Below are 19,684 nucleotides of genomic sequence, written 5' to 3'. Positions count from 1 at the left end.
CCCGCGCAATCTCCGCGGCGCGATCGCATCACGATTCCCTAGGAGACCGGTGCTTTCCCGCTCGCGGGGGAGGCCTGGCGGCGGAAACGCACGTACGATTGCTCTGTGACTCGAGAACCGGGAAAAGGCGACGGCTTTCTCTATCGCGCGTACCAGCGGCGGCTTCGGAACCAGATCGAACCGCTCGTCAAGCCCCGCCACATCGCCATGATCCTCGACGGCAATCGTCGCTGGGCAAAACTCAACGCGCTGGCGAGTGCAGGTCACGGGCATCGCGCTGGCGCGGCCAAGATGTCGGAGTTTCTCGAGTGGTGCGACGACCTCGGTGTCGAGGTTGTCACGCTCTATCTACTCTCGAACGACAACCTCACAGGAAGAGAACCGGCGGAGCTCGGCGACCTCTACGAGATCATCGCGGAACTCGCTGACGGTCTCAGTCGCAGGCCGGGTTGGCGCATCAGGCACGTCGGGGATTCGAGCTCCCTGCCAACGCAACTCGTTTCCGTCCTCCATGCAGCCGAAGCGCGTTCTGCCACCAACACGAAGCTGCACGTCAACCTCGCCGTCGGCTATGGCGGCCGCCACGAACTGATCGCCGCGATGCGATCGATCGTCGAGAAGCATCAGGGCAGTCTTTCGGAGCTGGCAGCCACCCTCACGCCGGAGCTCATCGGTGACCATCTCTATACCAACGGACAGCCCGACCCGGATCTCGTCATCCGCACCTCCGGCGAGCAGCGCCTCAGCGATTTCATGGTCTGGCAGAGCGCGCACAGTGAGTTCTATTTCATGGAGGCGCTCGGCCCGGACCTCCGCGAGGTCGACTTCCTCCGAGCCGTGCGTGCCTTCGGGCTCCGAGACCGCCGCTACGGCAAATAGCGTCCTCGCCACGGCAGTGCGGTCTCCGCAGCCTCATCGCTGCGACCCCGTCTCTGCTGCACCGTCTACACCGTGCGATCCCGCCGCGCGAGCGAACCTTGTGTTTCGTGAAAGTGAATTCTGAAAACCTCGCGCCACGCTGCTGCGTGTCGTCGCAACGCTCGATCAAGCGGGCGTACATTTTGCTGTATCGGGCAAATTGCCCGGTCGAAGCGGCCACGTAAGTTCGCTTCCAAGAAGGGGCCGCGAGCGATCCCGACTTCGGTCGGACGAGGAGCCAGCGTGCCAACTCTCTCCAACACCCCAGCCCCCTTCACTGCCGAGTCGACATCGGTTCGTGAGCGCACTTACGTCCTCGACACGAGTGTGCTGCTGAGTGACCCGGGCGCCATGCAGCGATTCGATGAACACGCTGTCGTAATCCCCGTCATCGTCATCGCCGAACTCGAGAAGAAGCGGCATGATCCCGAGATCGGGTACTTTGCTCGACGCGCGCTCCGGAATCTCGATGACCTGCGGATGAAGCACGAACGACTCGACTTTCCTGTGCCGACAGAGGGCGGGGGCAGCATCCGAGTCGAGCTGAATCACTCGAACCAGCAGGTGCTCCCGAGCGGCCTTCAGCTCGGGGATAACGATTCTCGGATTCTCGCGGTCGCCTGCAACCTCGCGAACGACGGGCTCGATGTCTGCGTGGTCTCGAAGGACCTCCCAATGCGGGTCAAAGCTGCCTCGATCGGTCTTTCGGCAGAAGAGTACCTGGCAGAGCAGACTCCCGAATCCGGGTGGACCGGAGTCAAGAATGTGCAGCTGAACGCGGAGCAGGTCGATCACCTCTACGAGTTCGAGTCCTTGCAGACCGATCTGGTTGCCGAGGAGCCGGTGAACACCGGGCTCATCATTCACTCCGAGCGCGGCTCCGCGCTTGCCCGAGTGACCGCCCCCGGTCACCTGCGCCTGGTGCGTGGCGACCGTGACGTCTTCGGTGTCCACGGGCGGAGCGCGGAACAGCGCCTCGCGATCGACCTTCTGCTCGACCCGGAAGTCGGGATCGTCTCGCTCGGTGGTTCTGCGGGCACTGGAAAATCCGCACTCGCGCTGTGCGCCGGTCTCGAAGCCGTTTTGGAGCGCGGGCAACACAAGAAGATCATCGTCTTCCGCCCGCTCTACGCTGTCGGTGGTCAAGAACTCGGGTACCTGCCGGGCGACCAGGCGGAGAAGATGAACCCGTGGGGCCAGGCCGTCTATGACACGCTCGGGCCGCTGGTCAGTGAGAACGTGCTCAATGAGGTTGCCGAGCGCGGCATGATCGAGGTGATGCCGTTGACGCACATTCGCGGTCGGAGCCTGCACGATGCCTTCGTGATCGTCGATGAGGCCCAGTCATTGGAGCGCAACGTGCTCTTGACGGTGCTGAGCCGGATCGGCCAGAACTCGCGAGTGATTCTCACGCACGACGTCGCCCAGCGTGACAACCTGCGAGTCGGCCGCCACGACGGCGTCGCGAGCGTGATCGAAACCCTGAAGGGCAATGACCTCTTCGGCCACGTCACGCTGACCCGCAGCGAACGCAGCCAGATCGCCGCGCTCGTGACGAGCCTGCTCGACACCTAAGCACGGTCTCGAAGCGGGGCAGCATGGGGAAGATGCTGCCTCGCTTTCTCGTGCGGTTGCTCGGGTGAGCCCTGCGCCTGAGCGGGCGAGCGCACCCATGTGGAAAATCGCCGATGCCACACGTGCGACGGCGATACTTTGCCTCGCATGCAAACACCACCGCGATCGCGGCGCAGCGTGCGCCGTGATGCACCTCCGATGCCCGCGCAGAGCGCGACGTTCCCAGCCTTTGGACCCTCGAACGGAGTGCCGCGCTCGCCGTTGTGGCATTGGACGGACGCCATCGGCATCGTGATCACCCTGACGCTGGCAGCCGTGCTGCTGCATCGAGGAGGGGCTCCGGCATTCTCATGGCCCTGCGTCATGTTGTACGCGATCGTCACGCCCGCCCTCGTTCGGATCGATTTCAGGGAGCACCGGCTTCCGAATCTGCTCACGGTGCCGCCGCTCGTGCTCTCGTTCCTCGTCGTGGTCGCAGCAGCGCTCTTCGGCGATCGCGTCCCCTTGCTCCTCACGCTCGGCGTCGCCGGGGCGCTCGCGGCCGCGAGTATGTTCGCCGGGCTCGGATTCGGCGACGTGAAGCTCGGGACCGGCCTCGCCGCTGCGCTCGCGCTCGCTGGGCCGCTCCTTCCTGGTATCGCGCTGGTCGCCGCAGTGCTGAGCGGAGGCGTCGCGAGCTTCGCCGCGCTCTGCGCACGGGAACGCGCAATCGCGTTCGGCCCCTTCCTCTGCTTCGGTGCGGTCGTCTCGCTCGTGCTCGTGCACTGAGCGGCACACCCGGGCGCGCGATTTTGGAGCTTGCGAGAAGTGTTGCGTAGTGTGAAGCGCTGATTCGTGCCGCGACCGGTGTGCTGCATACGCTGAGGCCATCCCCCCCCCAAGACGTGCCAAGGAGAACTTCCGATGACAAACATCACCCCTGACTCGGGCGCCCCCGATTCATCGCGCCCCACCATTGAGGCGCCCAAGAAAAAGCCAACCCTCGCAATCGTCCTCGGAGTGCTCGCCGTCGCCGTGATCGGAGCCCTCATTTGGTTCTTCGTCGCGCAGGGCAACAACGGCCAGTCGAGCCCCGGGAACAGCACGGCGCCGAGCGCGAGCGACGGCACCGCGCCCTCCGACGACGCTGAAGCAGGAGACGACTCCGGTGCGATCACCGAAGGCCTCGGCTCGCCGAGCGACCCGGTGCAGTTCGGCACCGTCGGCGCTGGAGACCCCTACTGGGCGACCTTCAAGGCAGCGGTCGAAGCCGAAGGCATTTCGATCGACATCGTCGACTTCTCCGACTACACGGCTCCGAACCCCGCGCTCAGTGAGGGTGAACTCGACATCAACCAGTTCCAGCACATCATCTTCCTCGCGCAGTACAACGTCGCATCCGGAGCAGATCTCGTGCCGACCGGTTCGACCGCGATCTACCCGCTCGGGCTCTACTCGAAGCAGTTCGACTCTGTCGAAGAGATCCCAGACGGCTCGACCGTTGCGGTACCGAACGACACCACGAACCTCGCCCGCGCACTCCTCCTGCTGCAGTCGCAGGGCCTCGTGACGCTGCAAGACGGAGGGAGCCCCTTCTCCGGTCTGAACGATGTCATCCAGGACGAGTCCCGGGTGCAGGTGCAGGCACTCGATGCAGCGCTCACCGCGACCTCGCTCGAAGACGTTGCCGCGGCAGTCATCAACAACGACTTCGTCGGAGACGCCGGCTTGACCGCTGGCGACGCGATCGCCGAGGACGACCCCAGCGACCCGAGCGCGCAGCCGTACATCAACATCTTCGCGACCTCGCCGGAGAACGCTGACAACGAAGTGCTCCAGCGAATCGTTGAGATCTACCAGACCAACCAAGAAGTGCTCGACGGCGTTCAGGAGACCGCTGGTGGCACCGCACAGTTCGTGGTGACACCGGTTGAAGAACTGGTCGAATCCTTGAAGGTCACCGAAGAGGACTACGCAGCGAACCAGTAACTCGATGATGTTCCCCCTTGCGAAGGCAAGGGGGAACATCTGCGTTGCAAGAAAGACACTTATGCCACTCATCAGCTTGCGGGACGTCACCAAGGTGTATCCGGCGCGCAAACGCGGCGCAGCACCACTGACTGCGGTGCGAGGCGTCAACCTCGATATCGAAGCAGGGGAGATCTGCGGAATCGTCGGTTACTCGGGAGCGGGAAAGTCGACACTCGTCCGGCTGATCAACCAGCTCGAACCGATCACCTCCGGTGAGATCGCGATCGACGACATCGTCATCTCGAAACTCTCAGAACGAGCAGTGCGGAAAGAACGCACCAACATCGGGATGATCTTCCAGCAGTTCAATTTGCTCCACTCAAGAACCGTGTGGGGCAATGTGGCGTATCCGCTCGAAGTGGTCGGAATGCCAAAGGCGGAGCAGCAGCAGCGGATCAGCGACCTGCTCTATTTCGTTGGACTTGCCGACAAAGCACACGAGTATCCCGAGGCACTCTCCGGAGGCCAGAAGCAGCGCGTCGGAATCGCGCGAGCGCTCGCGGCGAGCCCGCGGATTCTGCTCGCCGACGAGGCGACGAGCGCACTCGATCCTGAGACCACACACGAGGTGCTCGAACTTCTCGCCAAGGTCAACCGCGAGCTCGGTATCACCATCGTCGTGATCACGCACGAAATGGAAGTCGTGACGAAGATCGCGCACAAGGTCGCGGTCATGGAACGGGGCGAAGTCGTCGAGTACGGCGACACCTACGACGTGTTCACCGCGCCGAAGACCAACACCGGCAAGAAGTTCGTGCAGACCGTTGTTCGCGCGCTCCCGAGCGGCGAGGAGCTCGCGGCGCTGCGCGCACAGCACCCCGGTCGCTTCGTCACGCTCGCCTTCACCGACGAGGCGAGCGACCAGGGCCGGGTGTTCGCGCACCTCGCTGCGGCCGGACTCGATGTCGCCCTCGTGCACGGTGGCGTCAACGCGATTCGCGGGCGCACGTACGGGCTCCTCACGATCGCCATCCAAGGTGATGCGCACACCATCGACGCGAGTCTCGCAACCCTCGACCCGCGGATCACAGTGACGGAGATCGACGCATGAGCCTGACATCCTTCGCGCTCTCGAACGACCCGAAGTTCGACTCGCTCATCAACCTGCTCCCGATGTTCCCGGCCGAGATCGCGGCGACGCTGCGCATGGTCTCGCTCGCGCTGCTCTTCGGAGGGATCATGGGACTCGTGCTCGGGCTCACGCTCTACCTGACTCGACGAGGCAACATTCTGGAGAACCGGTTCTGGTTCACGGTGATCAACATCTTCGTGAACTTCTTCCGGCCGATTCCCTTCATCATCTTCATCGCAGCCGTGCAACCGCTGGCTCGCTTCGTGGTCGGCATCGGTATCGGAGAGTCCGCCGTCACCTTCGGCATGTCGCTCGCAGCGGGTTTCGGTATCGCTCGACTGGTGGAGCAGAACCTCGTCAACCTCGATCGTGGAGTCATTGAGGCGGCGCGTGCAATGGGCGCTGGTCCGTTTCGAATCATCCGGACGGTGATCCTTCCCGAAGCACTCGGGCCGCTGATTCTCGGCTACACCTTCGCGCTCGTCGCGATCATCGACATGAGCGCGGTCGCCGGCTACCTCGGTGCAGGCGGGCTCGGTGACCTTGCGATCGTCTACGGGTACCGCCAGTACAACCCCTGGGTGACGTGGACCGCCCTCATCATCATCGTGATCCTGGTGCAGCTGGTGCAGCTGCTCGGCAACACGCTCGCTCGAAAGGTGCTGCGGCGCTAACTCGAACGTCTCGGGTCTTCATACCTTGAAACATCGAAGGGCCTCGCTTCGGCGAGGCCCTTTGGTGTTGTTGCAGTGCTGCTCTGAGGGAGCAGGATCGCCTTAGCGTTCGTCTCCTTCGCTGAGCGAGCGCGGGGTCAACCCTGTGAAGTGCGCGGCGAACGCGAGCTGGTCTGCGAACTCCGCAGCCGCTGCAGTCTTCGGTTTCCCCATGCCGTGCCCCGCACGAGTATCGACGGCGAGCAGGAGCGGGCCGGAAGCGTTGCGGGCAGCGGCACTCACCTGCTCCACGCCCTCCTGCTCCACGTCGTCCTGGCCGTCCTGCTCTGCGACGACCTGAGCCGAGGCAACCTGGTCCGGTGCGTCTTGCTCGGCGGCGTGCTGCAATGCGGCAGCGAACTTGAACGAGTGCGCCGGGACGACTCGGTCATCGTGATCACCCGTCGTGATGAGCGTCGGCGGATAGGCGACGCCAGCGCGCACGTTGTGCAGCGGTGAGTACGCGCGCAGGTACGCCGCGGCGTCGGCTTCGGCGGGGTCGCCGTAGTCGCTGCACCACGCCCAGCCGATCGTGAACTCGTGAAAGCGAAGCATGTCGAGGACCCCGACACCAGGCAATACAGCGGCCCAGAGTTCCGGTCGCTGCGTGAGTGCAGCGCCCGCGAGCAGCCCACCGTTCGATCGGCCATGCAGCGCGAGTTGCTCGGAGGTCGTGATGCCCTCGGCGATGAGTTGCTCGGCGATCGCGTACAGGTCGTTGAACACGTTCTGCTTGCGTGCTTTCGTGCCGGCCTCGTGCCACTCACGACCGAACTCGCCACCACCACGCAGGTTCGGCACGACGAGCGTTCCACCGGCGGCGACCCACGCGGCCAGCACTGCGCGGAACTCGGGATTCATTGGAATGTTGAATCCGCCGTATGCCCAGATCAACGTGGGCGAAGGCGTATCGACGCCTTCGGGTCGGATCACGAACGCAGGAATCTGCTCACCGTCGGCGCTTTGCGCCCACAGTCGAGTTGGTGCTGGCGCAGCCGTGGCACCAGCGCCGGGAAGCGTCGCCATCGGTTCGATCGACACGAGCTTCGCTCCGTCGACCTCGATGACGGAGCGTTCGCCGCGATCGACAAAGCCGCTGGTCTTCGCGAACACGGTGTTCGAGGTTCTCGAGCTGTGCAGTGCCACGATCGAGCGGCCCTCGCCGAGTGCGAGCGAGTCGCCGAGTTCTCCCTCGTCGCTTGCGAGCACCGCACGGTGCGCCGCATCGTGCGAATAGGTGAGGACGAGTCCATGCTTCGTCAGAGAGGCATCGATCAGGACATCGGTGTCGTGTTCTGCGATCACCTCATGCCATTCGCCATCGTTGAGGTCGCAGGAGAGCAGGCGATACTTCGGCGCCGCTTCGTCGGTGAGTACGAAGAGCACGTCTCCGCGGATCCCGACCGGGTGCCAGGAGTCGCTATGGCCCGTGACGAGCTGCCGCAGCGCGCTCTCGGGTTCGTCGTGTGCTCGAACGGCGAGATCGTTGCCGCTCGATGAGCCGGTGTCGGTCTGCACGACGAACCAGTGCTCGTCGAAGGGCCCCGTGCGAGCGAACAGGCGAGGCTCGCTCGGCCGGGAGAACACGATGGTGTCGCGGGAGACCTCGTCACCGAGCTCATGACGCATGAGACGACCGGCACCCATCGTCGCGGTGAGCCCGTTCTCTTCGACTGGCGCATCGTACGCCCAGTAGGTGAAGGCACGGGCGCCGGGAAGCCAGGCGGGCGGGTTCCACTTTGTCCAGGGGATCACATCGCCAAGCGGCTCGCCGTCTGCAACGCGAATCACATGGATCGTTCGCCAGTCGCTCCCACCATCGGCGACACCGAACGCAAGGTATTCGCCATCGGGGCTGACGCTCAACGCGGTCACGGCCATCGTGCCGTCTACGGAGAGCAGGTTGGGGTCGAGCAGTACCCGAGCCTCGCCGTCGTTCAGTGCTGCAACGGTTTCGGCGGTCACGAGGACGTCGTGATTCTGTGCGCCGTTGTTGACGAGCTGGAAGTAGCGTTCACCGCGCTGCCACGGCGCTCCGGCGGTCGGTGCCGTCAAGAGTTCGGTGACGAGTGTTCCGAAGTGCGCCCGATGCGGAAGCGCGGCCAGGAACGGCCGGGAGACCGCGTTCTGCGCTGCAACGAACGCCGCGGTCTCAGGCGAGTCGGCATCTTCGAGCCAATCGTACGGGTCAGGCGTTTCGACCCCGTGGATGTTCCGGACGGTGGCCGAACGCCTGACCTCAGGGAAGCGCACGATTACTTCGCAACTCCTGGTCGCGTCATCGAGAGCACATCGAGTGCGCTGTCGAGCTGCGCTTCGGTGACTTCGCCACGCTCGACGAAGCCGAGGGCGATGACCGATTCACGGACGGTGAGGCCTTCGGACACCGAGTGCTTTGCAACCTTCGCTGCCGATTCGTAGCCGATGATGCGGTTGAGCGGGGTCACGATCGAAGGGCTCGACTCAGCGAGCGCGCGAGCGCGGTCGAGGTTGGCGTGCAAGCCGTCGATCGTCTTGTCTGCGAGAACGAGCGAGGCGTTCGAGAGCAGGCGGATCGACTCGAGCAGTGCGGTTCCCATGACCGGGATCTGCACGTTGAGTTCGAATGAACCCGAAGCACCGGCCCATGCGATCGTCGCGTCGTTGCCGACGACTCGTGATGCAACCATGAGCACCGCTTCTGGAATGACCGGGTTGACCTTGCCAGGCATGATCGAGGAGCCCGGCTGCAGGTCTGGAATGTGGAGCTCGCCGAGCCCCGTGTTCGGGCCCGAAGCCATCCATCGCAGGTCGTTGCACATCTTGGTGATGCTCACCGCGATCGTGCGGAGCGCGCCGGAAGCCTCGACGAGGCCGTCGCGGTTCGCCTGAGCTTCGAAGTGGTTGCGAGCCTCGGTGATCGGGAGGCCGCTGGATGCCGCGATTTCTGCGATCACGCGCTCAGGGAATCCGGCGGGAGTGTTGATGCCGGTGCCGACCGCGGTGCCGCCCTGTGGGACCTCTGCTACGCGGGGGAGCGCAGCTTCGACACGCTCGATGCCGTAGCGGATCTGGGCGGCGTATCCACCGAACTCCTGGCCAAGGGTGACGGGCGTCGCGTCCATGAGGTGCGTGCGACCCGGCTTCACCGCGGTCGCCCACAGCTCTGCCTTGACTTCGAGTGCTTCGGCAAGGTGCTGCAGCGAAGGGATCAGGGTTTCGATGAGCGCACCCGTCACCGCGATGTGCACGCTCGTCGGGAACACGTCGTTCGAGGACTGCGAGGCGTTGACGTGGTCGTTCGGGTGTACCGTGTCGCCGCGGTGCTTTGTTGCAAGCGTGGCGAGTACTTCGTTCATGTTCATGTTCGAGCTCGTGCCCGAGCCGGTCTGGTAGGTGTCGACCGGGAACTGGTCGTGGTGGTCGCCCGCGACGATCTCGTCCGCTGCGGCGACGATCGCCTTCGCGATGCTGTCTTCGAGAATGCCGAGTTCGTTGTTCGCGATCGCGGCGGCGCGCTTGATTCGTGCCAGTGCGACGATCTGTGCCGCTTCGAGGCCGGAGCCCGAGATCGGGAAGTTCTCGACGGCGCGTTGTGTCTGCGCAGCGTAGAGCGCGTTCTTTGGAACGCGGACTTCTCCCATGGTGTCGTGCTCGATGCGGTACTCGGTCTCGTTTGTCACGTCGATGTGCCTTTCAATCTGTGTTCGGGCGGCCGTGCTGAACCCTTCAGTTCGGCCAGTGTTGAGATGTTCTGCGTGGTGTTCAGTTGGTTCTGGTGCCGTTGTATCGCTGAGGTGCGCTCATGCTCTGCGCGCTCCGAACGAGCCCGGTGGTCAGTCTTGGAGGTCGAGCGTTTCGAGGTCGTCGGTGACCGCTTCTGCGAACTGCAGGAACTCGGTGTCCGCTGCGGTCCCGAACAGTACGACCGTGGAGTCGCCCTGTTCGGTCACCATCGCGAACTCGAGATTGCCGACATCGCTCGCCCCGCGCTGGTCGTAGACGGCCCACTCGGTGTCGCCGATGGTCATGGTGCCGGTTTGCGTCGCTTCTCGCAGCGTGTTGTTGATCCAGGTCGAGTTCGCGTCGACCGCTTGGCTCAACGCCGTGAAGGATTCCTCGTCCGGGGTCAGGAATCCGGTGTACCAATACAGGACATCGGAGGAGGTTCCGCGGATCTCTGCTGCGTTCGCCGCCCAGCCTTCGGGGAGGTCCGGGGCGAGCAGCGGAACGCCGAGGAAGGACTCTGCCTCGACGGCGAGGGACTTGTACTCGATCGGCGCTGGCTCGGGTGGGTTCGGACGAAGGACCACGAGGACGAGCACCGCGACGGTGATGAGGGTCGCGACGAGCGACCACACGAGGTTGCGAAGAGTCTGGTGCGAATAGTGTCGCCGGGTCTGCTCGGCTTTTCTCGCGCTGGTTTCTTCAGGGGTTTCTGGTCGTCCGAGTTCGGCGACGATGCGGGGCGCTTTGCTCATTCGGCTTCTGCAGCCTGCTTCGCAGCGTCGAGACGCTCTTTTGCGCCGAGCAACCAGGATTCGCAGCGTTTCGCGAGTGCGTCACCGCGCTCCCAGAGTTGTAGGGATTCTTCGAGGCTGGTCTGACCGGCTTCGAGTGCCTGGACGATGTGCACGAGCTCATCACGAGCATCTTCGTAGCTCAGCGTCTCAACGGGCACGGTGTTCACGGCAGGGCTGTTCGAATCACTCACGGCTGCAGTTTAGCGATCCTTTTGCAGCGACGCCTGGCCGGTTCCACTCACCAGCGAGGAACCATTGCGGCGTGCAGCGGTGGAGCAGCGAGAGCGAGGCTATTTCTTCTTCGAGGAAGCCCGCTTCACGGCGTTCGAATCGGCGGCGTTCGAATCGGCGGCGTTCGAATCGGCGGCGTTCGAATCGGCGGCGTTCGAATCGGCAGCACTCGAGCTGCCACCGCTCGGCGCATCGCTTTCGAGCGCGCTTGTGAACAAGCTGCCCTCGGCGAGTGTCACCGTGAGCGTTTCCTGCGCTCGCACCGACTTCGGAGTGCGAACCACCGTGCCATCTGCTGCCTGCACGACCGCGTAGCCGCGATCGAGCGTCGCCTGCGGGCTGAGCGCTCGCACGCTCCCGATCAGTGCGGAGAGCTCGCCCCGCGCACGGTCGACTTGACGTTCCACGAGCGTGTCGGCCCGTGCCACGAGCGTCGCGATCTCAGCGGTTCGGGTGTCGATCAGCGTGTGCGGAGTCGCGAGCACCGGCCTCGTGCGGAATTGCTCGAGGCGGGAGATCTCGTTCTGCACGATCGAGGTCATTCTGGAGCGGATGTGGGAGCGGGCCTGGTTGATCCGGGCGAGCTCGTCTGCCACGTCGGGGACGACGCGCTTTGCCGCATCGGTCGGAGTCGAAGCCCGGAGGTCTGCGACCTCGTCGAGGAGCGGCCGGTCCGCCTCGTGCCCGATCGCGCTCACGACCGGGGTCGAGGCCGCGGCGACGGCACGCACGAGCCGTTCGTCGCTGAAGGGGAGCAGGTTCTGGAAGTCACCGCCACCGCGAGCGATGATGATGACTTCGACCTCGGGGTCGGTGTCGAGAATCTCGAGCGCGCGAAGCACGGTCGGGACCGCGTTATCGCCCTGCACCGCAGCGTGCTCGGTGCGAAACTGCACTCCGGGCCAGCGCATCTGCGCGTTGCGCAGCACGTCTTTTTCCGCGTCGCTGTTGGCACCGGTGATCAGCCCGATCGTGCCGGGCAAGAAGGGGAGGCGCTGTTTCAGGGATTCGTCGAAGAGGCCTTCGGATTGCAATTGCGCGCGAAGGCGCTCGATCCTCGCGAGCAGATCGCCGAGCCCGACGTGGCGCAACGCGGTCACGTTCATGCTGAGCGAGCCACCCCGCACCCAATAGTCGGGCTTCACGAGCGCGACGACCCGGTCGCCCTGGGAGAAGTCTTCGTCGAAGGAGCGCTTCACGCTCTGCCAGACGTTGATCGAGACGGTGGCATCGGCTTCGAGGTCTTTGAGCTTGCCGTAGATGTTGCCGCGGCTGTCGTTCCACTGGGCGAGTTCACCCTCGACCCAGACGGCGCCGAGGCGGGCGATGTATTCGCGCAGGGTCTCAGAGAGTCTCGCGACCGGCCATGCTTCTTCCGGTGAGCCGGTAATTTTGCCCGTCACGTTCGCTCCTGCTATCGCTGAAAAGTAGACTTGGGGTGTGACAATCACCAATGGACGAATTCCGCTCGCCGAGCCCCGGATGCCGCTTGTGCGCAACAGGCTAGTCGATCCGGGCGACACAGGCCCAAAGCGAATCGTCCTGGCCGCTCCACGTGGCTATTGCGCCGGCGTCGACCGCGCAGTCATCGCGGTGGAGAAGGCGCTCGAACAGTACGGTGCGCCGGTTTACGTTCGCAAGCAGATCGTCCACAACAAGCACGTGGTGCAAGAACTCGAAGACCAGGGCGCGATCTTCGTCGAGGAAGTCGACGAAGTTCCCCACGGTGCTCACGTCATCTTCAGTGCACACGGGGTTTCTCCGGCGGTCGTGCAGGGTGCGAAGGATCGCGGACTCGAAGCGATCGACGCAACCTGCCCGCTCGTGACGAAGGTGCACAAAGAAGTCGTTCGCTTCGCTCGTGATGACTTCGAGATCCTGCTCATCGGGCACGAAGGCCACGAAGAAGTCGAGGGCACGGCCGGGGAGGCGCCCGACCGGGTCACGGTCGTGAATTCTCCCGACGAAGCCGACACGATCGAGGTGCAGAACCCCGAGAAGCTGATCTGGCTGAGCCAGACGACCTTGAGTGTTGACGAGACGATGGAGACCGTTCGGCGCTTGCGCTTGCGGTTCCCGCACTTGCAAGACCCGCCGAGTGACGACATCTGTTATGCCACGCAAAACCGCCAGGTCGCAATCAAGAAAATCGCGCCCGAGTGCGATCTCGTGCTGGTCGTCGGAAGCGCGAACTCCTCGAACTCGGTTCGTCTCGTCGAGGTTGCACTCGAATACGGGGCGAAGCGCGCGTATCGCATTGATTACTCGACCGAGATCCAACAGGAATGGCTCGAAGGAGCATCGTCCATCGGAATTTCCAGCGGCGCGAGTGTTCCAGAGGGTCTCGTGAAAGAGGTTCTGCAGGAACTCGCAGACGCCGGATATGCATCGGTCTCGGAAGTGCGTACCGCGGAAGAAGACCTGGTGTTCAGCCTGCCGAAGGAATTGCGGCCGTCGCGCCGCGCAGCTGCTTCCTAAGCCGCCGCGCTCGTTCGCGGTGAATGCAGCGAATTCTCTGGAATATCCCAGGTTCACGTTGCAACAATTGCGGCATGGCCAAAAAACCCGCGCAAAAGCGCCCAGCTCTCGTCAGCATTGCCACGATCGCATTCGTGCTTTCTGCGTGGTGCATTTTCAATAACGTGCGATCGGTGCTCAATACCCCCGGACACGAAGGCTATTTCTGGGAAGTGTATTTCTGGACACAGGGTGAGAACGACTTCCAGTCGTTCCTCTTCACCGTTTACGCCTACGGTCCGATCTTCCTGATCCCGGTCGGTATCGCAGCGCTCGTCGTGCACTTCGTGCTGAAGTCCCGTCGTCAGGCAGCCCTCGGCAATCAGTCGGCGCACGTCGACGCCTATGGCAACGGACAGGCAGCAGCGTACGGCCAGCAGAACGTGTACGAACAGTACGGCCAGAACGACCAGTTCAGCCAGAACGACCAGTTCAACCAGAACGACCAGTTCGGCCAGAACTCGCAGGCGGGCCAGCCCGGTGCGTACGACGCGAACCCGCAGTACGACCCGAACCAGTCGTACGACCCGAATCAGCAGTACGACCCGAACCAGCAGTACCCGGACCAGGGTCAGTATCCGAACGAGGGTGAACGCCGCTAGGGCGAACACACGAAAAAGGAGGCGGAGCCAATTGGCTCCGCCTCCTTTTTTGTTTTGTCCTACTTGCTGGACCAGCCTGCGCTGCCGAGCTGACGCGTTGCGTCAACCACGCGAGCCGCCATCGCGGTCTCTGCGGTCTTGCCCCAGGCACGTGGGTCGTAGACCTTCTTGTTGCCGACTTCGCCATCGATCTTCAAGAAGCCGTCGTAGTTCTTCAAGACGGTGTCTGCGATGCTGCGGCTGAATGCGTACTGCGTGTCGGTGTCGATGTTCATCTTGATGACACCGTTGCGAACTGCCTCCGCGATCTCTTCGTCGGTCGAACCTGATCCGCCGTGGAAGACGAGGTCGAGCGGCAATGCGCCCGTGCCGTACTTCTCCTGGATGCCGCGCTGGATGTCGCCGAGCAGTTCTGGGCGGAGCTTCACGTTGCCGGGCTTGTAGACACCGTGCACGTTGCCGAAGGTGAGCGCTGCGATGTAGCGGCCCTGCTCGCCGAGTCCGAGTGCTTCGACCGTCGCGATCGCGTCGTCGAGGCTCGTGTAGAGCTGGTCGTTGATTTCGTGGCTCACGCCGTCTTCCTCGCCGCCGACAACGCCGATCTCGACCTCGAGGATCTGGCCGAGCGCGCGGGTGCGGGGAAGGATCGACTTCGCGATCTGCAGGTTCTCTTCGAGCGGCACTGCCGATCCGTCCCACATGTGCGACTGGAACAGCGGTGCGCGACCGGCACGGACCTCTTCTTCACTGGCGTCGAGGAGCGGGTAGACGAAGCCGTCGAGTGCGTCCTTCGGGCAGTGGTCGGTGTGGAGTGCAACGGTGATCGGGTAGTTCTTGGCAACCTCGGTTGCGAACTTCGCGAAGGCGATTGCGCCCGATGCGCGAGCCTTGACGCTCTGGCCTGCGAAGTAGTCAGCGCCACCGGTGGTGACCTGAATGATGCCGTCGGATCCAGCGTCGCTCAGTCCTTGCAACACGGAGTTGATCGTGGCGGACGAGGACACGTTGATGGCGGGGTACGCAAACGAGTTCTTCTTCGCCTTGTCGAGCATTTCTGCATACTGTTCCGGACTTGCTACGGGCATCGTGGCTCCTTTCACAGCGGCGCAAAAGGCATTGGATGCGCCGCACAGGGTTGAACCGCACGGACCTGCGGCTCTTTCCTCCGAGTCTACGGCGATGTGCGTGCGCTCTGCAGGTGGCGGGCCGTGCGCTGCGCGGGCGGACACGCCCTCATTTGACAGAATCCCATAGATCGAAGATCCTATAGGAGAGAAGATCAATGACGATGCTCGCTCTCGGGCACAAAGGAGTAGTCCTCGAATGACTCAAAACGCAGTGCGACCTTCAATTGCTTTGACCCTTGGTGACCCTGCTGGTGTCGGCCCGGAGCTGGCGATCAAGCTGCTCTCTGACCCGAAGAACCTCGAAAAGGCAGCGGTCACGATCCTTGCGGACACGAAGCAGTTCGAAGCGGCACAGGCAGCGCTCGGAGTGAGCATCCCGCTCGCCGAAGAGCCCACCCCAGGATTTGCAACACTCTCTGACGACGGTCAGGGATCCACCGAGGGCATCGCCCTCCGCGAGGTCAGCGTCGAAGCAGGCGCAGCGACCCTCCACCAGCTCAACCGCGCAATCGCACTCGCAAACGAGGGCAAGGTCGGCGCAATCGTCTTCACCCCGCTCAACAAGACGAGCCTGCACCTCGCTGGGATGCACGAAGAAGACGAACTGCGCTGGTTCGCGAAGCAGCTGAACTTCGAGGGCACTACCTCCGAGCTCAACATCCTTCCGGGCCTCTGGACTGCTCGGGTCACCTCGCACGTCAGCATCGGGCAGGTCGCGGACCTCGTCACGAAGGACCGGGTCGTCGCCGCGATCGAGCTCCTGCACGGCGTGCTGCGCGACAGCGGGATCCCTTCGCCGCGCATCGGCGTCGCCGCACTCAACCCGCACAACGGTGAGAACGGCCTCTTCGGACGCCACGAGATCGACGAGATCAAGCCAGGCGTCGAACGCGCACGCGAACTCGGCATGGACGCCTCAGGCCCGTTCCCGAGCGACACGATCTTCCTCGCTCGCGAACGCTTCGACGGCATCGTGACCCAGTACCACGACCAGGGCCAGATCGCGATGAAGCTGCTCGGCTTCGACGGAGGCGTCACCGTGCAGGGTGGACTCCCCGTCACGATCGCGACCCCGGCGCACGGAACGGCCTTCGACATCGTCGGCAAGAACGTCGCCGACCTCGCCTCGACCCAGAACGCGTTCGACATTGCCGTTGCCGTCGCATCGCGACGCAGCGCATAACTCCTCACACAACAGCTGCGCAATAGGGCGCAGTGCTTGCTCAGATGAAAGGCACTTTGACAATGAAGTTTCAAAGAACCACGATCGCACTCGCAGCGGTCGGAACACTCCTGCTCGCGGGATGTAGCGCAAACGGTGGCAACGGCGGCGGAAGCGACAGCGACGAGTACTCGGCCTCTGGCACGATCCGCATGGTCGTTGCGATGGCTGCGGGTGGCGGAAGCGACCGTGCCGGTCGTGTCATGTCCTCGGCAGTGAATGAAGGCGCCCAGGGCTACTCGACCGTCGTCGAGAACCGCGAAGGCGGCGGCGGGGCTGTGGGTTGGTCGTACTTCTCGGCCCTCTCCGGTCAGCCCGGTCACCTGCTCGTTGCAGAGACCGCGCTCCACACCCTCCCTCGCCAGGATGGCGTCGATGTTCCCTTCACGTACGAGGACTTCACGCCCATCGCGCTCTTCGCAGAGGACTCGCGCATGGTTGTCGCACCCGTGGACTTCCCGTTCGACACCTGTGCTGAAGTGATCGAAGCAAGCGCGAGCAACGACTTCTCAGCCGGAGTCAGCGGAACTTTCGGTGCAGACGGCATGGTGCTCACCGAACTCGAGAACGCAGGGCTCGACGCAGACCGCGTTCCTTTCGGATCGACCGGTGAAGTCGTGACCGGCCTGCTCGGCGGACAGATCGACTTCGCCCCGGCAAGCGCCGCAGCGGTGAAGCCGTACATCGAAAGCGGAGACTTCAAGGGTCTGTGCACGATGACAGAAGACCGCTACGCAGATGATGAAGTGCTCGCTGACGTCGGTACCGCCGTCGAGCAGGGCATCGACGCGGTCGTCGTCCTGTGGCGCGGCGTGCTCGCTCCGGCAGACATCTCGGACGCTGCTGAAGCATTCTGGATCGAAGAAATGCAGAAGGCGCTCCAGACCGAGGGCTACAAGGACTACATCGAGACCGACCTGCTGATCGAGAACCAGCTGTTCGGTGACGACTTCGCTGCCTACCTCGACGAGTACGACACCGTCATCGAGGGCTACTTCGAATGACGACCGTCCAAACCACTGAGACCACTGAGTCGCGCCGCAAGGTGCGACTCAGTGTCCTCGTCTCCTACGGAATCCTCGCGCTGATCGGTGGGGCCTTCTTCGGCCTCTCCTTCCAGTACGACTTCTTCACCTCCGCAGGCCGCGTCGGCCCCGGCTTCCTCCCAACGGTCGCCGGAGCAATCGTCGCGGTGCTCGGGCTCGCGCTCATGTGGCAGGAATTCCGCCACGGATCGGTGCTCCTCGGCGACGCCGGCATGGTGGAGGAAGAGAGCAAGCTCAGCCGCAAGACCGTCATCAAGCTCGTCGGCGTCTTCGGCCTCATGACCGCGGCGCTGCTGAGCATTCCGGTGCTCGGGCTCATCGGCGCCTTCGGCGTCGTCATCCTCGTGCTCACGATCTTCGTCGAGCGGATGCCGTGGGTCACCTCGATCATCGTCACGGTCGCTGCGCTCGTCGTCAGCTACGTCCTGTTCGTCGTGGCACTTCGTGTGCCAGTGCCGATGGGAATCTTCGAAGGGCTCCTGCCATGATCGACAACCTGATCCTCGGATTTGAAGCAGCGCTCTCACTCGAAAACCTGCTGTGGTGCTTCGTCGGCGTGCTGCTGGGAACGATCATCGGTATTCTGCCGGGCCTCGGCTCGGCGACCGGTGTCGCGATCCTGCTCCCGATCACCCTGGTCTTCGACCCCCTTACGGCGCTCATCATGCTCGCCGGTATCTACCACGGCTCGCAGTATGGCGCGACGATCACGGCGATTCTGATCGCTACCCCGGGTGAGGCCTCCTCGGTGGTCTCCACCCTTGACGGATATCAGATGGCTCGAAAGGGCAGGGCCGGACCAGCGCTTGCGATCTCGGCGATCTCGGCGTTCGTCAGTGCATTCATCACGGTGCTTCTGCTGCTGACGCTCGCGCAGTCGTTCGCGCAGCTCGCGCTCGGCTTCGGCCCGATCGAGATTCTCTCGATCATGGTGTTCGGCTTTGCAACGGTCTCGGTGTTCTCCTCCGGGAACCTGCTGCTCGGTATGGCAATGTGCACGGTCGGTGTGCTCATCGCGACGATCGGTATCGACATGGGAACCGGCGTGGCCCGCTTCACCTTCGGCAACGTCGACCTCTTCTCCGGAGTGCCATTCGTCGAGGTCATGATCGGCCTCTTCGCCCTGGGTGAGCTGCTCAGCCAGCTCGACAAGGGGCAGCCGAAGCCGATCCGTGCACGCTTCAAAGACCTCCTGCTCACCAAGGAGGACTTCAAGCGCGCAACGCCCTCGACCATCCGCGGAACGATCATCGGATTCATCGTCGGCATCCTGCCGGGTGCGGGCTCGACCCTCGCCTCCTTCCTCGCATACGGCACCGAGAAGAAGTTCTCGAAGCACCGCAAGGAAATGGGAACCGGCGCGATCGAGGGTGTTGCAGCTCCCGACGCGGCAACCAGTGCTGCAGCGAACGGTGCTTTCATTCCGACGCTGACGCTCGGAGTTCCCGGTGGTGCAACGACCGCGGTGCTCTTGGGGGCGTTCCTGCTCTACGGCATCACGCCGGGACCGCTGCTGTTCGATCAGCAACCACAGCTCGTCTGGGGTCTGCTCGTGTCGTTCCTCATCGGGCACTTCATGCTGCTGCTGCTCAACTTGCCGCTCGCGCCAGTGTTCGCACAGTTGCTGCGTCTGCGCTACGGATACCTGTACCCGCTCATCATCTTCACGTCGTTCATCGGTGCCTACGCGATCTCGAACAACAACTTCAGTCTCTGGGTTGTGCTCATCTTCGGTGTCATCGGCTACTTCATGAAGCGGATGAACTTCCCGATCGCACCGCTCGTGCTCGGGCTCGTCATCGGGCCGCTGTTCGAGAAGGCGCTCGTGCAGACCTCGGCAATCGGTGGTGGTGACCTCGGTGTCATCGGAACCAGCCCGATCGCCGTCGGAATCCTGATCGCCTCGGCGCTGCTGCTCGTCGGCCCGAAGATCATCTCGATGATCCGCGGAAAGAAGGGCTCCGGTCTCGGGATCGACAGCCCGGAGGCAGCACTGAAGGAATCGTTCGGCGAAGAGGTACCGACCGTTCCTGGCGCCAATGGCGCACACGAAACAACCGACAGCGAGTCGAAGAACAACCGTTCTGACTCGTAGTCCCGGATCGCGGCGGGGGAGTCACGCTCCTCCGCCGCATCCGACCTCCCTTTT

General features: G+C 63.5%; 18 protein-coding genes. 12 read left to right on the top strand and 6 right to left on the bottom strand.

Features of this window, described 5'->3' with window-relative positions; translation table 11 throughout:
* The first annotated feature begins 105 nt into the window (after nt 1-105).
* From uppS to U2H20_RS05590, 6 genes are all read left to right on the top strand, one after another.
* Nucleotides 106-879 (top strand): polyprenyl diphosphate synthase, encoded by a 774-nt coding sequence (gene uppS / locus U2H20_RS05615; RefSeq protein WP_430593503.1) that lies wholly within the window; start codon nt 106-108, stop codon nt 877-879.
* A gap of 282 nt (nt 880-1,161) precedes the next feature.
* Nucleotides 1,162-2,493 carry a PhoH family protein gene (locus U2H20_RS05610; protein WP_430593502.1) on the top strand — a complete coding sequence of 444 codons (1,332 nt, stop codon included), beginning with the start codon at nt 1,162-1,164 and terminating at the stop codon, nt 2,491-2,493.
* A 147-nt stretch (nt 2,494-2,640) separates the two neighbouring features.
* Nucleotides 2,641-3,261 (top strand): prepilin peptidase, encoded by a 621-nt coding sequence (locus U2H20_RS05605; protein WP_430593501.1) that lies wholly within the window; start codon nt 2,641-2,643, stop codon nt 3,259-3,261.
* A 135-nt stretch (nt 3,262-3,396) separates the two neighbouring features.
* Nucleotides 3,397-4,461: a MetQ/NlpA family ABC transporter substrate-binding protein gene (locus U2H20_RS05600; RefSeq protein WP_430593500.1), complete on the top strand. Its 1,065-nt coding sequence runs from the start codon at nt 3,397-3,399 to the stop codon at nt 4,459-4,461.
* Between the two features lie 61 nt (nt 4,462-4,522).
* Nucleotides 4,523-5,554, top strand: a complete 1,032-nt coding sequence (locus U2H20_RS05595) for a methionine ABC transporter ATP-binding protein (protein WP_430593499.1) — start codon at nt 4,523-4,525, stop codon at nt 5,552-5,554.
* Nucleotides 5,551-6,249 carry a methionine ABC transporter permease gene (locus tag U2H20_RS05590; RefSeq protein ID WP_430593498.1) on the top strand — a complete coding sequence of 233 codons (699 nt, stop codon included), beginning with the start codon at nt 5,551-5,553 and terminating at the stop codon, nt 6,247-6,249. Before U2H20_RS05595 ends, U2H20_RS05590 begins: the two co-directional genes overlap by 4 nt.
* A 102-nt stretch (nt 6,250-6,351) precedes the next feature.
* Here U2H20_RS05590 and U2H20_RS05585 read toward each other — a convergent pair whose 3' ends face one another.
* The 5 genes from U2H20_RS05585 to xseA form a co-directional block, all read right to left on the bottom strand.
* Nucleotides 6,352-8,541: a prolyl oligopeptidase family serine peptidase gene (locus tag U2H20_RS05585; RefSeq protein WP_430593497.1), complete on the bottom strand. Its 2,190-nt coding sequence runs from the start codon at nt 8,539-8,541 to the stop codon at nt 6,352-6,354.
* Between the two features lie 2 nt (nt 8,542-8,543).
* Entirely contained in the window at nt 8,544-9,911 is a 1,368-nt protein-coding gene (locus tag U2H20_RS05580) for a class II fumarate hydratase (protein WP_430593606.1), read from the bottom strand.
* A gap of 192 nt (nt 9,912-10,103) precedes the next feature.
* On the bottom strand, nt 10,104-10,748 hold the full coding sequence (locus U2H20_RS05575; RefSeq protein ID WP_430593496.1) for a DUF4245 domain-containing protein: 645 nt from the start codon (nt 10,746-10,748) through the stop codon (nt 10,104-10,106).
* Nucleotides 10,745-10,981 carry an exodeoxyribonuclease VII small subunit gene (locus U2H20_RS05570; RefSeq protein WP_430593495.1) on the bottom strand — a complete coding sequence of 79 codons (237 nt, stop codon included), beginning with the start codon at nt 10,979-10,981 and terminating at the stop codon, nt 10,745-10,747. Before U2H20_RS05570 ends, U2H20_RS05575 begins: the two co-directional genes overlap by 4 nt.
* Before the next feature lie 99 nt (nt 10,982-11,080).
* The gene (xseA, locus tag U2H20_RS05565) at nt 11,081-12,424 is read right to left on the bottom strand and encodes an exodeoxyribonuclease VII large subunit (RefSeq protein ID WP_430593494.1); all 1,344 of its coding nucleotides are present in this window, start codon (nt 12,422-12,424) and stop codon (nt 11,081-11,083) included.
* A 79-nt stretch (nt 12,425-12,503) separates the two neighbouring features.
* Here xseA and U2H20_RS05560 point away from each other — a divergent pair, with 79 nt between their 5' ends.
* Together U2H20_RS05560 and U2H20_RS05555 are read left to right on the top strand one after the other, a co-directional pair.
* Entirely contained in the window at nt 12,504-13,499 is a 996-nt protein-coding gene (locus U2H20_RS05560) for a 4-hydroxy-3-methylbut-2-enyl diphosphate reductase (protein ID WP_430593605.1), read from the top strand.
* 74 nt (nt 13,500-13,573) lie between these two features.
* Nucleotides 13,574-14,140 (top strand): hypothetical protein, encoded by a 567-nt coding sequence (locus tag U2H20_RS05555; protein ID WP_430593493.1) that lies wholly within the window; start codon nt 13,574-13,576, stop codon nt 14,138-14,140.
* Between the two features lie 59 nt (nt 14,141-14,199).
* On the opposite strand, the gene fbaA is transcribed toward U2H20_RS05555, so the two are convergent.
* Nucleotides 14,200-15,225: a class II fructose-bisphosphate aldolase gene (gene fbaA / locus U2H20_RS05550; protein ID WP_430593492.1), complete on the bottom strand. Its 1,026-nt coding sequence runs from the start codon at nt 15,223-15,225 to the stop codon at nt 14,200-14,202.
* A gap of 238 nt (nt 15,226-15,463) precedes the next feature.
* Here fbaA and U2H20_RS05545 point away from each other — a divergent pair, with 238 nt between their 5' ends.
* The 4 genes from U2H20_RS05545 (at nt 15,464) to U2H20_RS05530 (ending at nt 19,630) form a co-directional block, all read left to right on the top strand.
* A complete protein-coding gene (locus tag U2H20_RS05545; RefSeq protein ID WP_430593491.1) occupies nt 15,464-16,450 on the top strand; it encodes a 4-hydroxythreonine-4-phosphate dehydrogenase PdxA in 987 nt (328 codons plus the stop codon).
* A 62-nt stretch (nt 16,451-16,512) separates the two neighbouring features.
* Nucleotides 16,513-17,493 carry a tripartite tricarboxylate transporter substrate binding protein gene (locus U2H20_RS05540; RefSeq protein WP_430593490.1) on the top strand — a complete coding sequence of 327 codons (981 nt, stop codon included), beginning with the start codon at nt 16,513-16,515 and terminating at the stop codon, nt 17,491-17,493.
* Nucleotides 17,490-18,023, top strand: coding sequence for a tripartite tricarboxylate transporter TctB family protein (locus U2H20_RS05535; RefSeq protein WP_430593489.1), 534 nt, complete (start codon nt 17,490-17,492; stop codon nt 18,021-18,023). Before U2H20_RS05540 ends, U2H20_RS05535 begins: the two co-directional genes overlap by 4 nt.
* Nucleotides 18,020-19,630 (top strand): tripartite tricarboxylate transporter permease, encoded by a 1,611-nt coding sequence (locus tag U2H20_RS05530; RefSeq protein ID WP_430593488.1) that lies wholly within the window; start codon nt 18,020-18,022, stop codon nt 19,628-19,630. Before U2H20_RS05535 ends, U2H20_RS05530 begins: the two co-directional genes overlap by 4 nt.
* Nucleotides 19,631-19,684 lie beyond the last annotated feature (54 nt).

Origin of the sequence: Humidisolicoccus flavus (assembly GCF_045689595.1) — a bacterium.
Lineage (GTDB): Bacteria > Actinomycetota > Actinomycetes > Actinomycetales > Microbacteriaceae > Humidisolicoccus > Humidisolicoccus flavus.
Note: the sequence above shows the minus strand (reverse complement) of the source record. Positions and strands in the feature narration are given on the sequence as shown.

Excerpts from the sequence above, each read along its gene's own strand:
- U2H20_RS05605 (WP_430593501.1), top strand. The coding sequence starts at position 2,641 with ATGCAAACACCACCGCGATCGCGGCGCAGCGTGCGCCGTGATGCACCT.
- U2H20_RS05600 (WP_430593500.1), top strand. The coding sequence starts at position 3,397 with ATGACAAACATCACCCCTGACTCGGGCGCCCCCGATTCATCGCGCCCC.
- U2H20_RS05595 (WP_430593499.1), top strand. The coding sequence starts at position 4,523 with ATGCCACTCATCAGCTTGCGGGACGTCACCAAGGTGTATCCGGCGCGC.
- U2H20_RS05590 (WP_430593498.1), top strand. The coding sequence starts at position 5,551 with ATGAGCCTGACATCCTTCGCGCTCTCGAACGACCCGAAGTTCGACTCG.
- U2H20_RS05580 (WP_430593606.1), bottom strand. The coding sequence starts at position 9,911 with ATGGGAGAAGTCCGCGTTCCAAAGAACGCGCTCTACGCTGCGCAGACA.
- U2H20_RS05575 (WP_430593496.1), bottom strand. The coding sequence starts at position 10,748 with ATGAGCAAAGCGCCCCGCATCGTCGCCGAACTCGGACGACCAGAAACC.
- U2H20_RS05560 (WP_430593605.1), top strand. The coding sequence starts at position 12,504 with ATGCCGCTTGTGCGCAACAGGCTAGTCGATCCGGGCGACACAGGCCCA.
- U2H20_RS05555 (WP_430593493.1), top strand. The coding sequence starts at position 13,574 with ATGGCCAAAAAACCCGCGCAAAAGCGCCCAGCTCTCGTCAGCATTGCC.
- fbaA (WP_430593492.1), bottom strand. The coding sequence starts at position 15,225 with ATGCCCGTAGCAAGTCCGGAACAGTATGCAGAAATGCTCGACAAGGCG.
- U2H20_RS05545 (WP_430593491.1), top strand. The coding sequence starts at position 15,464 with ATGACTCAAAACGCAGTGCGACCTTCAATTGCTTTGACCCTTGGTGAC.
- U2H20_RS05540 (WP_430593490.1), top strand. The coding sequence starts at position 16,513 with ATGAAGTTTCAAAGAACCACGATCGCACTCGCAGCGGTCGGAACACTC.
- U2H20_RS05535 (WP_430593489.1), top strand. The coding sequence starts at position 17,490 with ATGACGACCGTCCAAACCACTGAGACCACTGAGTCGCGCCGCAAGGTG.
- U2H20_RS05530 (WP_430593488.1), top strand. The coding sequence starts at position 18,020 with ATGATCGACAACCTGATCCTCGGATTTGAAGCAGCGCTCTCACTCGAA.